At 55.9% G+C, this 16983-nt stretch carries 13 protein-coding genes; 8 read left to right on the top strand and 5 right to left on the bottom strand.

The genetic code is table 11. The features are described from left to right. From Pla52nx_RS31290 to Pla52nx_RS31280, 3 genes are all read right to left on the bottom strand, one after another. Positions 1-1572, bottom strand: coding sequence for a 4Fe-4S binding protein (locus tag Pla52nx_RS31290; RefSeq protein WP_146519324.1), 1572 nt, complete (start codon positions 1570-1572; stop codon positions 1-3). Further along, on the bottom strand, positions 1569-2033 hold the full coding sequence (locus Pla52nx_RS31285) for a FixH family protein (RefSeq protein WP_197454442.1): 465 nt from the start codon (positions 2031-2033) through the stop codon (positions 1569-1571). The genes Pla52nx_RS31290 and Pla52nx_RS31285 overlap by 4 nt, the downstream gene beginning before the upstream one ends. A 306-nt stretch (positions 2034-2339) precedes the next feature. Further along, positions 2340-2924 (bottom strand): hypothetical protein, encoded by a 585-nt coding sequence (locus Pla52nx_RS31280; protein ID WP_197454443.1) that lies wholly within the window; start codon positions 2922-2924, stop codon positions 2340-2342. 1045 nt (positions 2925-3969) lie between these two features. Between Pla52nx_RS31280 and Pla52nx_RS31275 the strand changes: the two genes are divergently transcribed. Next, positions 3970-5199: a M14 family zinc carboxypeptidase gene (locus Pla52nx_RS31275; protein ID WP_146519326.1), complete on the top strand. Its 1230-nt coding sequence runs from the start codon at positions 3970-3972 to the stop codon at positions 5197-5199. A 224-nt stretch (positions 5200-5423) separates the two neighbouring features. Beyond that, a complete protein-coding gene (locus Pla52nx_RS31270; protein WP_231741860.1) occupies positions 5424-7085 on the top strand; it encodes a Na/Pi cotransporter family protein in 1662 nt (553 codons plus the stop codon). A gap of 506 nt (positions 7086-7591) precedes the next feature. On the opposite strand, the gene Pla52nx_RS31265 is transcribed toward Pla52nx_RS31270, so the two are convergent. Further along, positions 7592-8689, bottom strand: a complete 1098-nt coding sequence (locus Pla52nx_RS31265) for an endonuclease/exonuclease/phosphatase family protein (RefSeq protein ID WP_231741861.1) — start codon at positions 8687-8689, stop codon at positions 7592-7594. Between the two features lie 178 nt (positions 8690-8867). Here Pla52nx_RS31265 and rbsK point away from each other — a divergent pair, with 178 nt between their 5' ends. The 6 genes from rbsK (at position 8868) to Pla52nx_RS31235 (ending at position 15334) form a co-directional block, all read left to right on the top strand. Continuing rightward, the gene (gene rbsK, locus Pla52nx_RS31260; protein WP_146519328.1) at positions 8868-9836 is read left to right on the top strand and encodes a ribokinase; all 969 of its coding nucleotides are present in this window, start codon (positions 8868-8870) and stop codon (positions 9834-9836) included. Beyond that, positions 9833-10810 (top strand): sugar ABC transporter substrate-binding protein, encoded by a 978-nt coding sequence (locus tag Pla52nx_RS31255; RefSeq protein ID WP_231741862.1) that lies wholly within the window; start codon positions 9833-9835, stop codon positions 10808-10810. Before rbsK ends, Pla52nx_RS31255 begins: the two co-directional genes overlap by 4 nt. Positions 10811-10842: 32 nt before the next feature. After that, positions 10843-12363: a sugar ABC transporter ATP-binding protein gene (locus Pla52nx_RS31250; RefSeq protein ID WP_146519329.1), complete on the top strand. Its 1521-nt coding sequence runs from the start codon at positions 10843-10845 to the stop codon at positions 12361-12363. A gap of 27 nt (positions 12364-12390) precedes the next feature. Continuing rightward, on the top strand, positions 12391-13350 hold the full coding sequence (locus tag Pla52nx_RS31245) for an ABC transporter permease (RefSeq protein WP_146519330.1): 960 nt from the start codon (positions 12391-12393) through the stop codon (positions 13348-13350). After that, a complete protein-coding gene (locus tag Pla52nx_RS31240; protein ID WP_146519331.1) occupies positions 13343-14377 on the top strand; it encodes a nucleoside hydrolase in 1035 nt (344 codons plus the stop codon). The genes Pla52nx_RS31245 and Pla52nx_RS31240 overlap by 8 nt, the downstream gene beginning before the upstream one ends. Positions 14378-14473: 96 nt before the next feature. Then, complete coding sequence (locus Pla52nx_RS31235) at positions 14474-15334, top strand: hypothetical protein (protein ID WP_146519332.1); 861 nt, start codon at positions 14474-14476, stop codon at positions 15332-15334. A 42-nt stretch (positions 15335-15376) separates the two neighbouring features. Here the strand turns inward: Pla52nx_RS31235 and Pla52nx_RS31230 are convergent, their stop codons facing one another. Then, positions 15377-16897, bottom strand: coding sequence for a sulfatase-like hydrolase/transferase (locus Pla52nx_RS31230; protein WP_146519333.1), 1521 nt, complete (start codon positions 16895-16897; stop codon positions 15377-15379). Positions 16898-16983 lie beyond the last annotated feature (86 nt).

The raw sequence follows: 16983 nt of genomic DNA, 5'->3' as shown, positions 1-16983 counted from the left end.
TCAACCTCCCAAGAATGTCCCACGCATGTCCATCGGTTGGTTCATGATCCAGACTGCGGCCACGAAGAGCGTCAGGTGTAACGTTGCCCAAGGGGCAAACCGAAGCCAAGTACGATGTGCGGTCTGCCGCGACGAAGTCTCCGACGCAATTGACCAAGCAATCATCCACGATCCGATCAACCCGAGGCTCATGAATCCGATCTCCATCGGAAAGACGACTGACTCAGGCAATCCACCCAGTTGCCATTGAGGCTCACCAAGCCAAGCCGTTTGGAAGCAGCCCAATACCGCGTTCTGCGCCACAGGAATGATCGTCAGCAACCCGGTAAACAAATGGAATCCATAATGCGCAAGCCAGATACCGAAACCGATGGGAAGCAACGACCGCGCATAGCGATTGACGATCAAGAGAAGCGATTCGCCAGACTCCGAAAAACGACTCGTCAAACCTGCGGCGAGCAACAGCAATACGGCGGGCTCGAACACAATCGCAATGGTGAACATTGCCATCAAGATCGGCCATTCGACACTCAGCCCCGTTTGCTCCGCTACCCATTGCTCCAGTGCGTAAACGGGACTGATCATTGCGAACGCATTGAGGATCGCGCCAAAAGTAAAAACAATGATCAGCGCGGTAAAATCAAAGCGTGATTCCACCGTGCCAAGTCCCGAGCGTGTTCCCGCATGCGTCAGTTCCTCGGCCGGCAAACGAGTGAACACGCCGACGTTATCATGCGGACAGGCATATACACAATCCAAGCAGAACGTGCAGTCCAGATTTCCCACCTTGCGAGGTTGGAACAGCCCCAGTTCGCAACCTCGTTGAATGATTGGCAATGCATTGTTGGTTGCCGAATCGATCGTGGAGATTGGCTCGGAAACCGATGGCGTCGAACTGCCACGAACGCCTCGTATACAGTCTTTCGTGCGGCATTGCTCGCACGTCAACGGGTCGCGGACTGCGACTTCCAGCGGCGACATCGTCGCGCTGACGAAATTGAACTGGCCCACAGGGCAGACGTATTTGCAAAACGACGCACGACGAAAGAGCGAATCGATCAGCAGTGCGAGTGCAAAGTAGCCGACGATCAAGACTCCGGTCCACCACGGGTCTGAGAATAGATCGAATAGTTCATAGACGAATAAAACAAATACAAACAGTGCGATCCCTGGCCATTTGTTCCGCAGTGCCTGCGGCCACTCCAATGTTGGCAACCGTAGTCGCCGAGCGATTTCACGCGGCAACATGAAGGGGCAAGCCATGCAGAAAAGATTGCCCGCCAGCAGGATCACCAACACCACCAACCCACGAAAGTGCACCCACGTCAAGAGCGAGGCCAAGTTCTTGGGTGCAAGTTGTGGTCCCCAGAATGCATGAGCAATCATGATCAGACTGAGCACGAATACGGGGACTTGCAGCAAAATCCTGGACCAACGCCAACGCAGGAACGAACCAAGCAACGGCATTCGCAGAACATCGATCGATGTTCTGGTCCTTCGCTGTTCGGATTCGTTCGATGCAATTGCCGGAGCAATCGTCGTCGTCTTGGGAGATTGCAACGTGGAAGTCACTGCACTTTGACCCTCGGCACGTCAAATTTTCGTTCCACCGTCGTTCCGTCAGGCATTTTTGCGGAGACAAGCAAGAACCAATCGCCTCCCATCGTGAAGTCGAGCGTGCCAGAATAAAGGCCGGGTTCCGACTCGGTCATTTCCGCGAAGGACGGCTTCATGCCGGCATGATTCATGTTTCCTTCCACTTGCACGTCCGCTTTCTCGATCAGCGTGCCCTCCGTGTCGGTCAAACGCACCATTACGTTTGCGTTTCCGACGACAGGTTCGGAAGGCTCCAGTGTCAAATCGACTTGAACTTTGGACATATCCTCCGCTGGCGACTGGCAGCCATTGACAGACACCGCCAGGATGCCTGTCAGAACAAGCGCCATGCAGCGAATGATTTCGTAGCATCGCAAACTCGCGGCTCTCCGTGCCTGCGCTCGCAGCACGCTCGTATCGTCGCATTGATGATTCATACGCATGATCCTCGTTTTGCTATGGATGAATTTGACTTGCAGCAACTCATGTCGCATCGACAGGGAGCGAGTCTGTTGGTTGCGATTCACCTGGCTTGGCTCGCCAGATCAGCACAAAGCAGCCGATCGAAGACAGCGCACATATTGCCAAGACAACGCGGGAACCTTCCATCTTGGGAGATGGCTGTCCGCCTGCCCAAATCCAGCCCGCGACGGCTGAGGCGAAAAGCGCGATCAGAAAAACAGTAATGAGCGAACGCACAAGATTCATAATGCACCTATTCGGTAAAGCGAAGTAAAAAGAGGTCACGCCCGAGCCGATCGCGGCTGCCAAGCACACGAACATCCTTGGTGCGCCGCTTCGCCGGGAAGGGGAAACATGTGATAGAACATCGCGATGACCATCGGAACAAAGACCACCGTGTTGTAGAACAAGTGCAGTTCGACTCGCGGAATCACGAGTTGCAGAATGCTGACCGGCACCGGTGAGCCGAAAAGGTTGTGTTGAACAATTGCTTGGCCTTGCAACAACGCGTGTTCGATGTGATGCCAGAATTGGATCCAGAAGGCGATCATCCACCACGTGCGAGACTGACCGACAAAGCCTTTTCTCAAAACCCAAAACGCGATCAGCATCACGAGGGCATAGCCATAGTGAAGGGCTTCGGACTTGATGACCCAAGGGAACCACAGGCCCAGGACGCCACGTGATTCCGGGATCGGCCAACCCAAGACATAGATCTGAATCGCCTGGGCCAAATGCTCGCTCCAGTGAGCCAACACGATGGCCGTGTAGATATACAGGGCCTGCTTGTGAAAAGGACCGTTGATCTTATCCATCCAGCTAAGCTGGTCCGTGGTACGTGGAATAGAACAGGCGGTGGTTGACATGGTTGTCCTCGATCGAATGAAAGGAAATGAGATGCGACGAATGAAGTGCGAGGCTGTGCGAGCGCGCAGCATCGACTACGAAACCACAGAACGGGGCAGCAGAGGAGCCTTCAGCACGCGCAGGGCAATGCCCAGAAAACTTGCAATGCAAAAGACAAAGGTTTCGCCTGCGAAACCATCATTGCTCACCAAGAAGCGTCGACCGACACCCTGGAGAGCACTTCCAATCGCTTCTAAAATCGAAGCAAGAAATGACCGCGCACGGTCACGACGAATGAAGCAAAACGCGTTTCACGATGCGTACTGCGCATGCGTAACCACGCCAACTCAATCGCCACGAACACTAGACTTTTGGCGGGCGATCGATGCGGAAAGCAAGCCGCGACGGTGCGACTGCGAAGAATTCAGCTCGCAAGAGTCCCAAGAAATCATCAGTTGGAAACTCAACAATCTTGGTTGGACATCCTGCCTCTTTCGTGCTCTGAGACGTGTTGATCGGAGCGGGTTGTGCAGGAAGCGGTTGACTGCCCCGGCAATTGGGTCCGTTGCAAGGACGTGGAGCCTCTACCGGAGAGTGCGTCTCAAGAAATGGTTGGGCAGACAAACCCCTGAGCAAGCTCTCGTGTCCGAAGGTTTCAGAAACGACGGACTCATCGTCTGTGGACTCACCGTATGGATGAGCAAGCCAATCACCACAACTGCCAGACGCGGAATTCGCTCGCAGCAAAACAAGAGGAATCGCTATACAAAACGCCATCGCGAACACTCGGATACGAGGGTTCTGCAGATTTGCGCGATTCGAAGAACTGCGAGACATAAGGTTCAACTTTACGCCTTACGATCTCTGTGTCAAGAGAAAGATGATCCTAGTTGCGGTTTCTTGTCGCCGATGGACTTAACCAATCGGCATTTCTGTGGGAGGCAAGAATCTGCCGAAACAGGCGTGCATTGAGTTTCTTGTGCCGGATCCCGACACCGGCTTTCATCACACCGGCTTTCATCGCCGGTCGTACTTGGCGGCGGGCAACCCTGTTCTAATGTCTGCATGAAAACGAACACCCTAACATTGTTGACGTTGCCGTTGTTCGCGATCATCGCCGTTCCTGGCGTTGTCGCTGCGGCTGACCCGATCGTTTCCTTCTCGACCGATTTTCCCGGCGGAAATCTGCGTGTGATTTCCAACGACGGTGCAACCGCAGACGTCGCACCGGATTTGCGTGGGGGACGCGACTGGTTCTATTGGTGCTTCCAGGCTACGGCGTTGCGTCCAGGAAAGGTAACCTTTCGTTTCCCTGAAAAGGTAGCCGGGTTTCTACGCGGTGCTGTTGGGTTTCAGGGACCGGCTGTCAGCAATGACGGTGGGCAGACGTGGAGGTGGCGGGGATCGAACCATGACCAGTCGTCCGCCGATGAGTTCTCGTGGGACTTTACTGCGGTCGGACAAACGATGAGGTTCGCGGTAACGATTCCGTACACTCGCTCTGACTTCGATCGGTTCGTCGAGCAGCACCGGGGAAATTCGCACCTGCAGCTCAGCGTGCTCACCCACACGCGACTCGATCGTGAGGTCCCCGTGATTCAGGTCGGCCATCCGGGCGACGGGCGTCGAGCCATGCTGATCACCTGTCGGCATCATGCCTGCGAAACGATCGCCAGCTTTCTATTCGAAGGAGTGATCGCGACAGCGATCTCGGACTCCGATGCGGGTCGTGCGTTTCGTGAAAAGTATGTGTTGTACGCGGTGCCGCTGGTCGACATCGATGGGGTTGAGGCCGGCGATCAGGGCAAGAATCGTCCTCCGCATGATCACAACCGAGACTATGGCGAAGAGTCCATCTATCGCAGCGTGCAGGCGATCAAGGTTCTCGGCACCGAAAAGAACATTCGCGTTCTGCTGGACCTACACTGCCCGACCTTGGTAATGGACATTCATCAGAGGTTTTATTTCGTCGGGCCCAGCGACATGCCACCACAGAATGAGTCGGTTGTGCAACAGTTGGCCTCGTTCATGAAATCGGAGCTGCCCGCCGGAGCCCCTCACGGACCGGTGCTGCAACTGAGCCCGATCGACAAAGAACATCACAAGTACTGCAGCGGGTATTTCTCGACGCTACCAGGAATGTTGATGGCCGTCACGCTGGAAACACCGTTCGCCCCCAGGAAAGCGAAGATGTCCCCCGACGAGGTTCGAAGTTACGGTGCGGCGTTGCTGCGAGCCTGGAATCAGGTGACGATTCCAACCGTTCAGGCTGGCATCGACCCTGAAGCTCCGTAGTTCGCGGAGTTCTGTGGGCAGATTCTGTGGGCAGATTCTGTGGGCAGCGGCATTTCGCTCGGCTGGTCAGCATATCGGCGTGTCCTTGGCCAATGTGCTCGATCCTTCGCGTCGATGATTGCAAAACGCTCCCGCAGCCATACACTGGTGCGTCTTCATCAAATCTTAACATTCCGCCCTTCTTATTGAATGCCAAAATCTTGGACTTTTCGACTCTGATCAATATGATCTTCACGCTCGCCGGCGGACTGGGGATTTTCCTCTTGGGGATGAAAAACATGTCTGATGGCATGCAGGCCGTGGCGGGCAATAGTCTCCGTCGGTTGATCGGCGCGGTGACAAATCACCGCATTCTGGCCACCACGGTCGGCGTGATCGTGACCTGTATTGTGCAATCCAGTTCCATCACAACGGTGATGGTCGTGGGTTTCGTCAACAGCGGTGTGATGGGATTGGCGCAGGGGATTGGAGTGATCATGGGTGCCAACATTGGCACCACGATCACCGGGTGGATCTTGGTGCTCAAGGTAGGTAAATATGGCTTACCCTTGCTTGGCTTTTCGGCCTTCGCTTATCTGTTTTCCAAAGGTGAGCGTTGGCGTTACTGGGCGATGTTTTTGATGGGCATCGGCATGGTCTTCTTTGGCCTGGAGATCATGAAGAATGCCTGTGCGACGATCAAGGACATCCCAGAATTTGAAGCCTGGTTCGCGAGATTCAACGCCGATAGTTATCTGGGCGTGCTGAAGTGCGCCGCAGTCGGCTGCATTCTTACAACGCTGGTCCAATCGTCGTCGGCAACACTGGGGATCACCATCTCTCTGGCGACGCAAGGGGTCATATCCTATCCCACGGCGGCGGCCCTCGTGTTAGGCGAAAACATTGGAACGACCATTACCGCCTTTCTGGCATCGTTGGGAACGACGACACATGCTCGACGCGCGGCATACTTTCACGTCATCTTCAACTTGTTCGGCGTTCTATGGATCACACTCATTTTTCAATGGTACATCCGTTTGATCCAAACCGTCATCGGTGTTGATGTGTCCGAATCGGTCACGGTCGATGGGGTGGAGTCGTTCCCCAATGTCGTTGCAGCTATTGCTGCAACACACAGTGTTTTCAATATCGCCAACACACTCTTGTTCTTGCCTTTTGTAACACCGATGGTCCGCTTTCTGGAATGGGCAGTACCGTCGCGATCGTTCAAGGAAAAGCCGCGATTGACAGATCTCGATGTGCTCATTCTCGAAACGCCGTTGTTGGCAATTGAGCAGTCTCGCAAGGAAATTCTCAAGATGGGCGACGGCTGCATCAAGATGCTGGATTGGCTGCATCAACTCATGAACCAGGACGAACCCGACAAAGCACTAGCGAATCGTTTGAAGCAACGCGAACAGATTCTCGATACCGTCCAGGATGAAGTCGCTGAGTTTGTCACTGGGCTCCTTTCATCCGGCAATATCTCGCACGCGACTGCGGAAGAGGCTCGGCGGCAACTGCGGATCACCGACGAATACGAATCCATCAGTGACTACATTGCCAACCTTGACAAGTTCGACCGTAAACTTCGCCGCGACGGATTCCGTTTTTCTGATTCCCAGCGGGCCGATTTGGGGCAACTCAATGATAATGTTTCTCAGTATGTTGCGGCTGTTCACGCTGGCTTGGCGAACGACAACCGCAATGTGCTAGCGGCTACGAACGCGGCCGCCAAGCGAATCCGCGACGAAGTCAAATCGCTGCGTCACAAACACCTGGAGGAATTGTCGACCGGCCCCATGGTTCCCGTGGTGAGCGTCGCGTTCCTGGCCGCGTTGAATGCTTACGGAAGGGTTCGAGACCACGCCCACAATATCGCAGAGACCATTGCGCACGGTAAGTAAAGCTCGCGAGAAATAGATTGGCAGGAAAAGACCCTGAAACGAATTCCACCGAGGGAATGTCGAGTTTCATTGTTGCATATCACTGAAGCCTGCTATGACTGAAGATCGATTTGAATCAGATCCTCTTGGCCACAAAAATGATGAGCAGGATGACAAGGATGGTGCCGAGGATTCCGCCGCCGATGTACATTTTGAACTTTCAGTTTGAGAACGAATTGTTTTCTTCTGTCATTCTGTTGCGGGTGATGGTGGTGAGCGATGTTCGCAACAGTGCAATCTCCTCAACCAGCAACTGGCTCCTCAATCAGCAACTGGCGTGCCGAATAAACGTCATGCAATGGTTTCGGCTCTCACCCTTGTCATTACGTGCATTTCTGTGCGGTCGGGCGTGGTGGACGCGATATTTGCACTGGAAATTATTCGCACCGAAAATGAGATTGATCGCTTTGGTTCCAAAGAGCTTGGCCAGCGACCAATGCAGCGATTGAGACGCGGAGCTGCTGGAATTACGATTCGGCTAGGCCGCGGGTGATCAATTCGCTCGCTTCTTGCTTGTCGGTGTCTCGCTCCTCCAAGGGTTCCTGCTCGTGTTTGCGGGCAGGTTCGCATTGCAGTTCCAGCAGCATGGGGAAGTGATCGGAGCCGACATAGCCGAGTCGCTCGATGCGTCGAAGTGTGAAATGTTGCGAGTGGAACACATGATCCAATGGAAATCGCATCCACCAGTGATTGGCGTTGAACGAGTTGAAGAACCCACGGCCTCGGCGTGGGTCCAACATCTTGCTCAGTCGTAGAAACAGTCGTGTGGTGGAAGACCAGGCAACGTCATTCAAGTCGCCACCGATAATAGCGGGTTGATCAAATCCTTCTAAGTCGCGACCGTAGAGTGTCAATTCGGCATCGCGGGCTTTCGAATCGTTGTCGCGAATCGGTTCCGGTGGTCGTGGATGCACCGCCAGCATTCGAACGCTGTCACCCGATGGCAACTGCACCACCGCATCGATCGATGGAACGTCGTCACATACCCGGAATCGGATCTCGTGGTCCAGGATAGGAAATCTTGACAGCAACAGCATGCCGTACCAGTTGTCTTGCGGGCAAGCGATCTCGTGATCGTACTTCTTGCGTAGTGGTTCAATCGCTGACATCCAACGCTCATCGACTTCCAAGATGATCGCGATGTCCGGATCGGCCTCAGCGATCGTTTTCATCCACAGTTCATATTCGGTGTTCTCCATCTCGACATTGGAGACCACCAACCGCAGTTTGCGATCGTCGTTCCAATCCGCAGCCGGCATGGTCTGAACGGGCATGATCGGCGTGTAGGGCATGATGCCGTACGCCAACCAACCGAGAATCACTGTGACCAGCGAGCCGACGGTCCAGTGCCAGCCCGGATGCAGGGCATTGGTCGAAAACCACATTTTGGCGGCGACAAGATAGATCACGGCCAAGACAACCGTGATGGCCACCAATTGAACGTGAGGAAAATCCCATCCGCGAATGAACCAGTGGGGATCATTGCTGATCGTCAGCAGAGATCCAATGGCGATCACGCTCAGCAAGACAACGGTAATCAACGCGAGAACAAACAATGGTCGCAATGCTCGGGGAATAGGTTTCAGAGTTCATTGTAGGGGGGTGTCGAGCGACGTACAGGCATCGAGTGCCAGATTGACTCATTGTGTTTGGGAATCTCGAAGCGGCTCGCCGATGTGACGTTGGCAACGCGATTGTGGCTATACTGAGCGTCCCCAAGGGTTCCCACCTCCGAAGCTTGAAATGACCGAAACGCTTCTCTCTGATCAGCACGACGCCACATCGTCGAAAAGCACGGCGATCGCTGTTGTCGGCTCGATCAACATGGACTTGGTTATCGGCTGTCAGGCCTTGCCGAGGCCTGGGGAGACCGTGACCGCATCGGGCTCTCGCGAAGTTAACGGCGGAAAGGGCGCCAACCAAGCCGTGGCGGCGGCCCGCGCCGGTGGCAACGTGAGCATGATCGGTCGGGTGGGCGACGATTCGTTCGCCGAACGATTGGTGGAACAACTGCGGCGTGAAGCCATTGATTGCGCGAGCGTGATGCGGTCAACCGACTGCGCCAGTGGTTTGGCCGTCGTGGCCGTCGAGGAAAGTGGACAAAATGCGATCATGGTGGTCCCCAACGCCAACGGACAAGTGTCTCCAGAGGATGTCAGGAAACACGCCGCATTGCTCGCAAACGCGGATGTCGTTTTGCTGCAATTGGAAATCCCCATCGACGCGGTTCTGGAAAGCATTCGCATCGCCCATGAGAATGGCGCTCGTATCATCCTGGATCCCGCTCCCGTTCCGACACCTTGGGACGACGCTTTGCTGCAAGTCGACTTGGTTTGCCCGAACGAAACAGAAGCCTCCGCGATCACAGGATTGCCCGTATCGACTGTCACGCAAGCTGAGGCGGCAGCGAGGCAGCTGCACGCCCGCGGCGCCGCCCATGTCGCCATCACGATGGGTGATCGCGGCACGGTATTACTAACGGATGGGATCGTCCACACGGTTGCACCCTACCCGATCAAAGCGATCGATACGACGGCTGCCGGGGACGCATTCGCCGGAGCGTTGGCGGTATGGTGGGCCGAAACGAATGACTTGATCCGATCCGTTCAATTGGCCAACGCGGCCGGCGCGATCGCGGCATCCCGCATGGGGGCTCAAACCGGCATCGGAACACGCAGCGAAATCATTGAACTCTGGAGTCAAACGAAATGAAACGATACAAGAAACGGATGGTGATTCCCCTTCTCGTGATGGCCTTCGTCATGCTCGCTGGATGTTCATCCAAGACAACGTCATCGAGTCAAGCCGACCCTTCGTCGCCAGAGAAACCCAAGATCGGTTTGATCATGAAATCGCTGGCCAACGAATTCTTTTCGACCATGGCCGACGGTGCGGTGGCCCATCAAGCGGCTCACAGTGATCAGTATGACTTGCACGTCGAGGGACTCAAAGACGAACGCGACATCAGCCGCCAAGTCGCGTTGGTTCAAGAAATGGTGGCCAGTGGTGTCGACGCGATCGTCATCGCACCGGCCGACTCCAAAGCACTCATTCCCGCTCTGCGGCGTGCTAAGAAAGACGGGATCGTGGTCGTCAACATCGACAATCGCTTGAGTCCCGAAATGCTGGAAGAGGAAAGCTTGCAGATTCCGTTCGTCGGTCCAGACAACAAAGCCGGTGCGAAATCGGTTGGTGCCTACTTGGCAAACAAGCTGCAACCCGGCGACGGCGTGGCGATCTTGGAAGGCCTGCAGACCTCTGACAATGGCCGAATGCGAAAGGCTGGATTTGATGAAGCGATGAACGAAGCCGGCATGAAAATCATCGACAGTCAATCCGCACAATGGGAAATGAGCAATGCCAACACGATCGCCTCCTCGATGTTGAGCGAACACCCCGAGATCAAAGCGATCTTGGCCGCCAACGACAGCATGGCGATGGGCGCTGTCGCGGCAGCAAAAAGTGTTGGCCGATCCGACGACCTGTTGATCGTCGGCTTTGACAACATCGACGCAGCCGCTCAAGCGATCCGCGACGGCAAGATCCTCGCGACGGCCGACCAACATGCCGACAAGCTAGCCGTGTTCGGAATCGAAGCGGCGCTCAAACTGCTGGCCGATCCCAACAGCACGCTCAGCGATGTCGAGACACCGGTTGACTTGGTCACTGCAGAAACGCTGCAGTAGCTTTCACTGGGTTACCTCTGACACGAGATTTCATGCAGACCGTGCTTCGCCTGGAGGAGATCGTCAAACGCTACGGCTCGGTCACAGTGCTGGATCGGGTTTCGCTGGATGTCCGTTGTGGCGAGATCCATGCGTTGCTCGGTGCCAACGGTGCCGGCAAGAGCACCCTCTGCAAGATCATCTCAGGATTGATCACCGCCACCTCGGGCAGGATGGAGCTGCACGGTGACTCGTTTGCCCCCGCTGGAAAGCAAGCTGCTGAGCACGCCGGTGTCCAAATCGTTCAGCAAGAACTCAATCAAGTGGCCACACTCAGCGTCGCGGAGAACATCTTGCTGAATCGTTTGCCCGCCAAGTTCGGAGTGATCGATCGAAAAACGCTGGATGCCCGAGCACGACAGGCCTTGGACCGATTCGGTTTGGATGACGTTGACACCGAAGCCATCATGGGTGGCTTGGGCGTCGGGCGACAACAGATGGTCGAGATCGCGACGGCGTTGGACCGACAGTGCCAACTATTGATATTGGACGAACCCACCGCCGCGTTGAGCGTCGGAGAAACGGATCGCCTGTTTGAACGGCTGCATCAATTGCGTCGTGACGGTGTCGCAATCATTTACATCAGTCATCGACTCGACGAAGTGGCTCAAATGGCAGATCGCGTCACAGTACTGCGGGACGGAAAGGTTGTGACGACGCAAGATGCCAAATCGCTGACGACCGACCAGATGGTTCAATGGATGAGCGGCGTTTCCTCTCAGTCCGCAGACCATTCCTTTGAAACCCACCGAACCGATGAGCGAGCGTTGGCGGTCGATGGCTTGACCGGAGGTATGGTCGATAACGTCACGTTTGAAGTCGCACGCGGAGAACGACTCGGCATCGCCGGCCTGGTCGGGTCAGGCCGCACCGAGTTGATCCGACTGATTTTTGGCGCCGATGTGGCAAGCTCCGGCAGTGTGTCGGTTGGCACAGACGGCAGCCCCACAACGTTCAAGCATCCCAAACAAGCGGTCGCGGCGGGCCTGGCCATGGTGACGGAAGATCGTAAGCAGAACGGACTCTTACTGTCACAATCCATTCGAATGAACTCGACGATCTGTGCACTCGGCAAGCGATTTTCCACAGGGGGAATCATTCTTGGTTCCCGCGAAATCCAGGCCACCGAAGCGATGATTGATTCGCTGGACACACAGTGCAACGACATCGACCAAGCAGTGAGGACGCTCAGTGGCGGCAATCAACAGAAAGTTGCGGTGGCAAAATGGCTGATCGCTGATGCGGAGATTCTGTTCTTTGACGAACCCACGCGGGGCATCGACGTGGCAGCGAGAAATCGACTCTACGATTTATTTGAATCCTTGGCAAAGCAGGGCAAGGCGATCGTGATCGTCAGCAGTGATCTGGATGAGTTGACTGAAACCTGTGACCGCATCGGCGTCATGTCCGCTGGCAAGTGGGTGACAGATTTTGAACGGGGACACTGGACGGACGAAGCGATCATGCAAGCCGCGTTCTCGCAGTATCGAGCCAAAGCAACCAATCTGGACTGAAGTCACCAACCAGACGACACCTGAATCATGAAACACAAACACTTCCGATCTGCCGTCTTGCAGTACGGTGGCTTGACCGCCGTGCTTGCACTGCTGATTGTCTTTTTTGGTTTGGGCACAGGTAGTTTTTTTCAGCTCAGCACCGTGCGACTGATCGCCAGCCAGATTCCTGAATTGACATTGGTCGCGGTTGGGATGACGTTGGTGCTGGTCGTCGGGCAGATCGATTTGTCGGTGGGCAGCGTGATGGCGTTATCCGGCGCGGTGCTGGGAGTGCTGATGGCGAATCATGGGTGGCCGCTCTGGGCCACCATCCCGGCGTGCTTGATGACCGGTGCAATTTGCGGATTCGCAACGGGCGCAATCTCGACATGGTTTCGAATTCCGTCGTTCATTGTTTCTCTCGGGATGCTGGAGATCGCGCGCGGGGCCACACAGCGGTTGCTCGACTCACAAGTGCTGACGATCGGATCGGAGGTCGCACCGATCAGCGAACCGATTGCCCGTTTGGGGCTCTCGCCTGCATTCTTGATCGCGTTGGTCGCTGTCTTTGCCGCCCAGTTCCTGCTGACCCGCACCGTGTTCGGACGCTACTGCGTTGCGATCGGGACCAACGCGGAAGCCGTCCGTATGTCGGGAATTCGAACGGAGCCCTACGCGATCGGCGTGTTTGTGATTTCGGGTTTGCTATGTGGCATCGCGGGCTTGGCGCCGACCTCTCTGATGGAAGCATCCGATCCAGGTGCCGGTAGCGGCATCGAACTCTCAGCGATCGCTGCCTGCGTGATCGGAGGCACGAGTTTGATGGGTGGTCGGGGCAATGCCATCAGTTCGTTCCTGGGAGTGATTATCATTGCCGTCCTGCAGACGGGATTGAGTCGCATGTCAGTCGAAGATGAGAATAAACAGATCATCACCGGCGCGGTCATCATTGTCGCCGTTTTATTGGATACCGTTCGACGTTCATTGGGACAGAAAAATGCATGATCGAGTGTGTTGGAGTGGATTGCTGGGGTTCGCGTTGGTGACCGCTTGGATTGCCACCGATGATCTACAGGGACGCGAACCAATTCCCGTGATCTTTGACACCGACATTGCGGGAGACGTCGACGATGTGCTGGCGTTGGCAATGTTGCACACGCTGGCGGATCGCAATGAATGCCGCATTGCGGCGGTCACGGTTTCCAAAACACATCCGCTCAACGCTCCGATGGTCGATGCCATCAATCACTTTTACGGCCGCCCCGACATCCCGATCGGCGTGACCAAAGGTGATTACCCACGCGAGAGCAAGTACGTGGGGCTGGCAAGTCAGCGTGACAAGGGACACGTGCGATACCCGCACGACTTGATGCGCAGCGAGGATGCCCCCGACGCGGTCAAGACGCTGCGTGAAACGCTGGCCGCTGCGGATGACGGTGGCATGGTGCTGATCCAAGTCGGACTTGCCGTGAACGTGGCGGATCTGTTGGAAAGTTCGCCCGATGAAATCAGTCCGTTGACGGGTGTGGAGCTGGTTCGACGCAAAGTGAAGCTGTTTTCGGTGATGGCGGGCGCTTTCAATCCGGTCGACGGCGAGCCGCATTACTTAGAAGCCAATGTGCGAAACCAAGTGCCATCGATGCAGCGGATGGTCAAGCAATGGCCGGCCGAGGTCGCGGTGATCTGGAGCGATTTCAACATCGGGATCCATGCTCGATATCCTCGCGAAAGTATCGCGAGGGACTTTGATTATCTGGAGCATCACATCGTCCGTGAATCCTACATGCTGCACAGCGGCCCCAACCATGATCGCCCCAGTTGGGACTTGACCAGCGTGTTGTATGCCGTGCGTCCCAGTGATGGGTACTTTGGGTTGTCGTCGCCCGGATCGGTGACCGTAGCCGACGACGGGTTTACCGAGTTCGCAAACTCGAAAGGCGGCAACCATCGCTATCTGACCATGGATGCGACTCAAGCTGCGCGGGTGATCGAAGTTCAACGGACGCTGGTCAGCCAACCGCCAGCCAACTAGCCAGCCATTGCGAGCAATTCGCTCTAGCGGGGCTCGGTCGGAATGTTGTAACTCTGTCCGATCGACTCTCTCTAGCTGGCAAGGACGCCCCCACAGATGCCCTCGTTGCGATTCGCATCGCTGCTGATCGTTTGTCTCGGCGGATTTTTCGTCGGTGGCTCAACAACTCATGCTCAGTTTTCTGGTACCGGCGGTCCGCCAAGACCGTTCGGTGGCGGCGTGGTGGGCAGCTACTCGACCGGTGATGGACTGGGGGTGAGCCAGTGGAGCGCCAACCTGCGAGGCGGATTGCCGATCAAATTGCCGACGGATTTCTTGCTGCTTTCGCCGTCGTATAGCGAGACGAAATTCGACTTGGATGGTCCTGAACGTTTGCCATCAAAATTATTCCGTGTCAGCCTCGCGGTCATGTGGTTGCACCGAGTGGGCGAAGAAAACTCGTGGCTATTTGGGATCACGCCGTCATTGACCGGAGATCGTGAAACACTGGGTGAAACGGTCCGACTGTTCGCGATGGGCATGTACAACTGGCAAGTGGTACCGGACAAACTGCGAATGAGTCTTGGCGTGGCGTACACCGGACGCGCGGACGTGCCGGCGCTGCCACTGGCTGGACTGGTGTGGACGCCGACCGAAGAATGGTTCGTCTCGCTGATGATGCCCAAACCCAAGATAGCCAGACGGGTCTGGGGTGACTCCACTGCTTCGGTTTGGATGTACCTGGGCACTGAGTTGGGCGGCGGCACGTGGGACATCGACGATGGCTTGGGCAATCGCGAAGCGTTCTCGTACCGAGAGTTTCCACTCGTGCTTGGGATCGAGCAGAACACCGAAAATTTTGGCAGATGGTTTGCCGAGATCGGCGCGGGGCTGGGGCGTCGCGCCGAGTTTGAGAACGCAGACCGCATGGTCGGATTCGGCGAGTCGTTGTTCATGCAAGGCGGCTGGAACTACTGAACCGAACGTGATCGATTCGCAGGGTTGCGTGATCGTCCAAGATCAACCGTCGGTGCCGACCAGTTTGTCGGGGGATTTGGGATCCACGGCCCAATTCGCTGGCGGGACAAACCCTTGTTTGCCCACGCCGTAGGGCGGCACGCCGTCCGCGGGCTGAAGTGTCCGATGCTCGATCAACATCTCGCCCAACTGTTGAACTTTGTCGGGATGCATCGCCTTGACGTCGGACTTCTCCAACAAGTCCGCTGAGAGATGAAACAGTTCGACGCGGTTGGTGCCGTCGGTCAATTGCTTCAAGGACCGCAAGCGAGGTCCGTTGACTTTCAATTTCCACCCGTCCAATGTGACGGCAAGATGCTCGTCCTGCTCGCCGCTTTGGCCGTGGTAGGAAAACCACGGTCGATCCGCAATGATTCCCCAAGCCGGATTCTTTCCCAGTCCCATCAGGACCGGCAAGATGTTGGTGCCATCGAGCGGTTTCTGCATCAGATCCCACTGGTCGGCACCTGCCGCCGCGATCAAGGTCGGCAAGACATCGATGTATCCAAAGATGTCGTGCGATTTGTCACCAGCCAACAATCGTTTCGGCCAGCGAATGCATGCCGGCACCCGGATTCCGCCTTCGTAAACGGTCAGCTTGCTGCCACGCAGCGGTTCGTTCAATTCTCGCAAACCACCGACGCCGCCGTTGTCGCTCATGAACCAAACGATTGTGTTCTCCGCTTCGCCACTGTCCTCGATCGCTTTAAGAATCTGACCGATCCCTTGGTCCATCTGCCAAATCATTGCCGCATAGACTTCTCGATCGCGTTCCTTGTTTGCCTGACCTTTGTATGACTGACCTTTCCTGCCGCGTTTGTTTCCACCGTCACTGTTCGAGTCGGGGGACCGGAATCGAGCGATCGCATCCTCGGGGGCTTGAAAGGGAGAATGCGGCGCGTTGAAGGGGACATAGCAAAAGTACGGTGCGTCAGACTTCGCCGATTGAGTGATCCACTGCGATGCGGCTGCGGCAATCAAATCCGTCGAGTAGCCTTGTTCGTCCGATGGCTCATAGTTGGTGTGCCAGTCTCGAACGTTCTCGCGTGTCAATTCAAAGTAGTCGATCGCGCCGTTGTAGTGACCGTGAAAGTGCGTGAAGCCTTGATTGAGTGGATGCCATTTTGCACGACGATGGCCCAAGTGCCATTTGCCAAAAACGCCACGGTTTTCGTAGCCGATTTTCTCAAGCACCTCCGCAACAGTGATCTGCTCCGTCGGCAGTCCGTAGTCTCTTTGCGGAGGAATCACGGCTCGGGCACAACCGAACCGAATCGGATACAACCCCGTCATCAATCCGGCGCGTGTCGGTGAGCACATCGGCGCGACATAGAACCGATCCAGCTCTACACCGCCGGCGACCAACGCGTCGATGTTCGGGGTCTGGAATTCATCGTTGTGATACCCGACCGCATTCCACCCCAAGTCATCGGCCAACAGGATGACGACGTTGGGTGCATCCGCAGCAACGTCAGCGGCGGAGACTGCCAGCAGCAGAGTGAGACACAGAGCAATACGGTGCATCGGATGACTCCAGACCGGTGAGTGAAAACGGAGGATTGACCGGGTGCCATTCTAGACCAACTGGCCAGGGCACATCGGGCTCTTCG

The organism is Stieleria varia (assembly GCF_038443385.1).
Taxonomy (GTDB): Bacteria; Planctomycetota; Planctomycetia; order Pirellulales; family Pirellulaceae; genus Stieleria; species Stieleria varia.
The sequence above is the reverse complement of the archived record's forward strand: the minus strand, read 5'-3'. Positions and strand labels throughout refer to the sequence as shown.

What these genes read in the sequence shown, in the direction of transcription:
- Pla52nx_RS31245 (WP_146519330.1), top strand. Translation starts at nt 12,391, where the DNA reads ATGAAACACAAACACTTCCGATCTGCCGTCTTGCAGTACGGTGGCTTG.
- rbsK (WP_146519328.1), top strand. Translation starts at nt 8,868, where the DNA reads ATGACCGAAACGCTTCTCTCTGATCAGCACGACGCCACATCGTCGAAA.
- Pla52nx_RS31275 (WP_146519326.1), top strand. Translation starts at nt 3,970, where the DNA reads ATGAAAACGAACACCCTAACATTGTTGACGTTGCCGTTGTTCGCGATC.
- Pla52nx_RS31255 (WP_231741862.1), top strand. Translation starts at nt 9,833, where the DNA reads ATGAAACGATACAAGAAACGGATGGTGATTCCCCTTCTCGTGATGGCC.
- Pla52nx_RS31270 (WP_231741860.1), top strand. Translation starts at nt 5,424, where the DNA reads ATGATCTTCACGCTCGCCGGCGGACTGGGGATTTTCCTCTTGGGGATG.
- Pla52nx_RS31240 (WP_146519331.1), top strand. Translation starts at nt 13,343, where the DNA reads ATGCATGATCGAGTGTGTTGGAGTGGATTGCTGGGGTTCGCGTTGGTG.
- Pla52nx_RS31250 (WP_146519329.1), top strand. Translation starts at nt 10,843, where the DNA reads ATGCAGACCGTGCTTCGCCTGGAGGAGATCGTCAAACGCTACGGCTCG.
- Pla52nx_RS31280 (WP_197454443.1), bottom strand. Translation starts at nt 2,924, where the DNA reads ATGTCAACCACCGCCTGTTCTATTCCACGTACCACGGACCAGCTTAGC.
- Pla52nx_RS31285 (WP_197454442.1), bottom strand. Translation starts at nt 2,033, where the DNA reads ATGAATCATCAATGCGACGATACGAGCGTGCTGCGAGCGCAGGCACGG.
- Pla52nx_RS31230 (WP_146519333.1), bottom strand. Translation starts at nt 16,897, where the DNA reads ATGCACCGTATTGCTCTGTGTCTCACTCTGCTGCTGGCAGTCTCCGCC.
- Pla52nx_RS31235 (WP_146519332.1), top strand. Translation starts at nt 14,474, where the DNA reads ATGCCCTCGTTGCGATTCGCATCGCTGCTGATCGTTTGTCTCGGCGGA.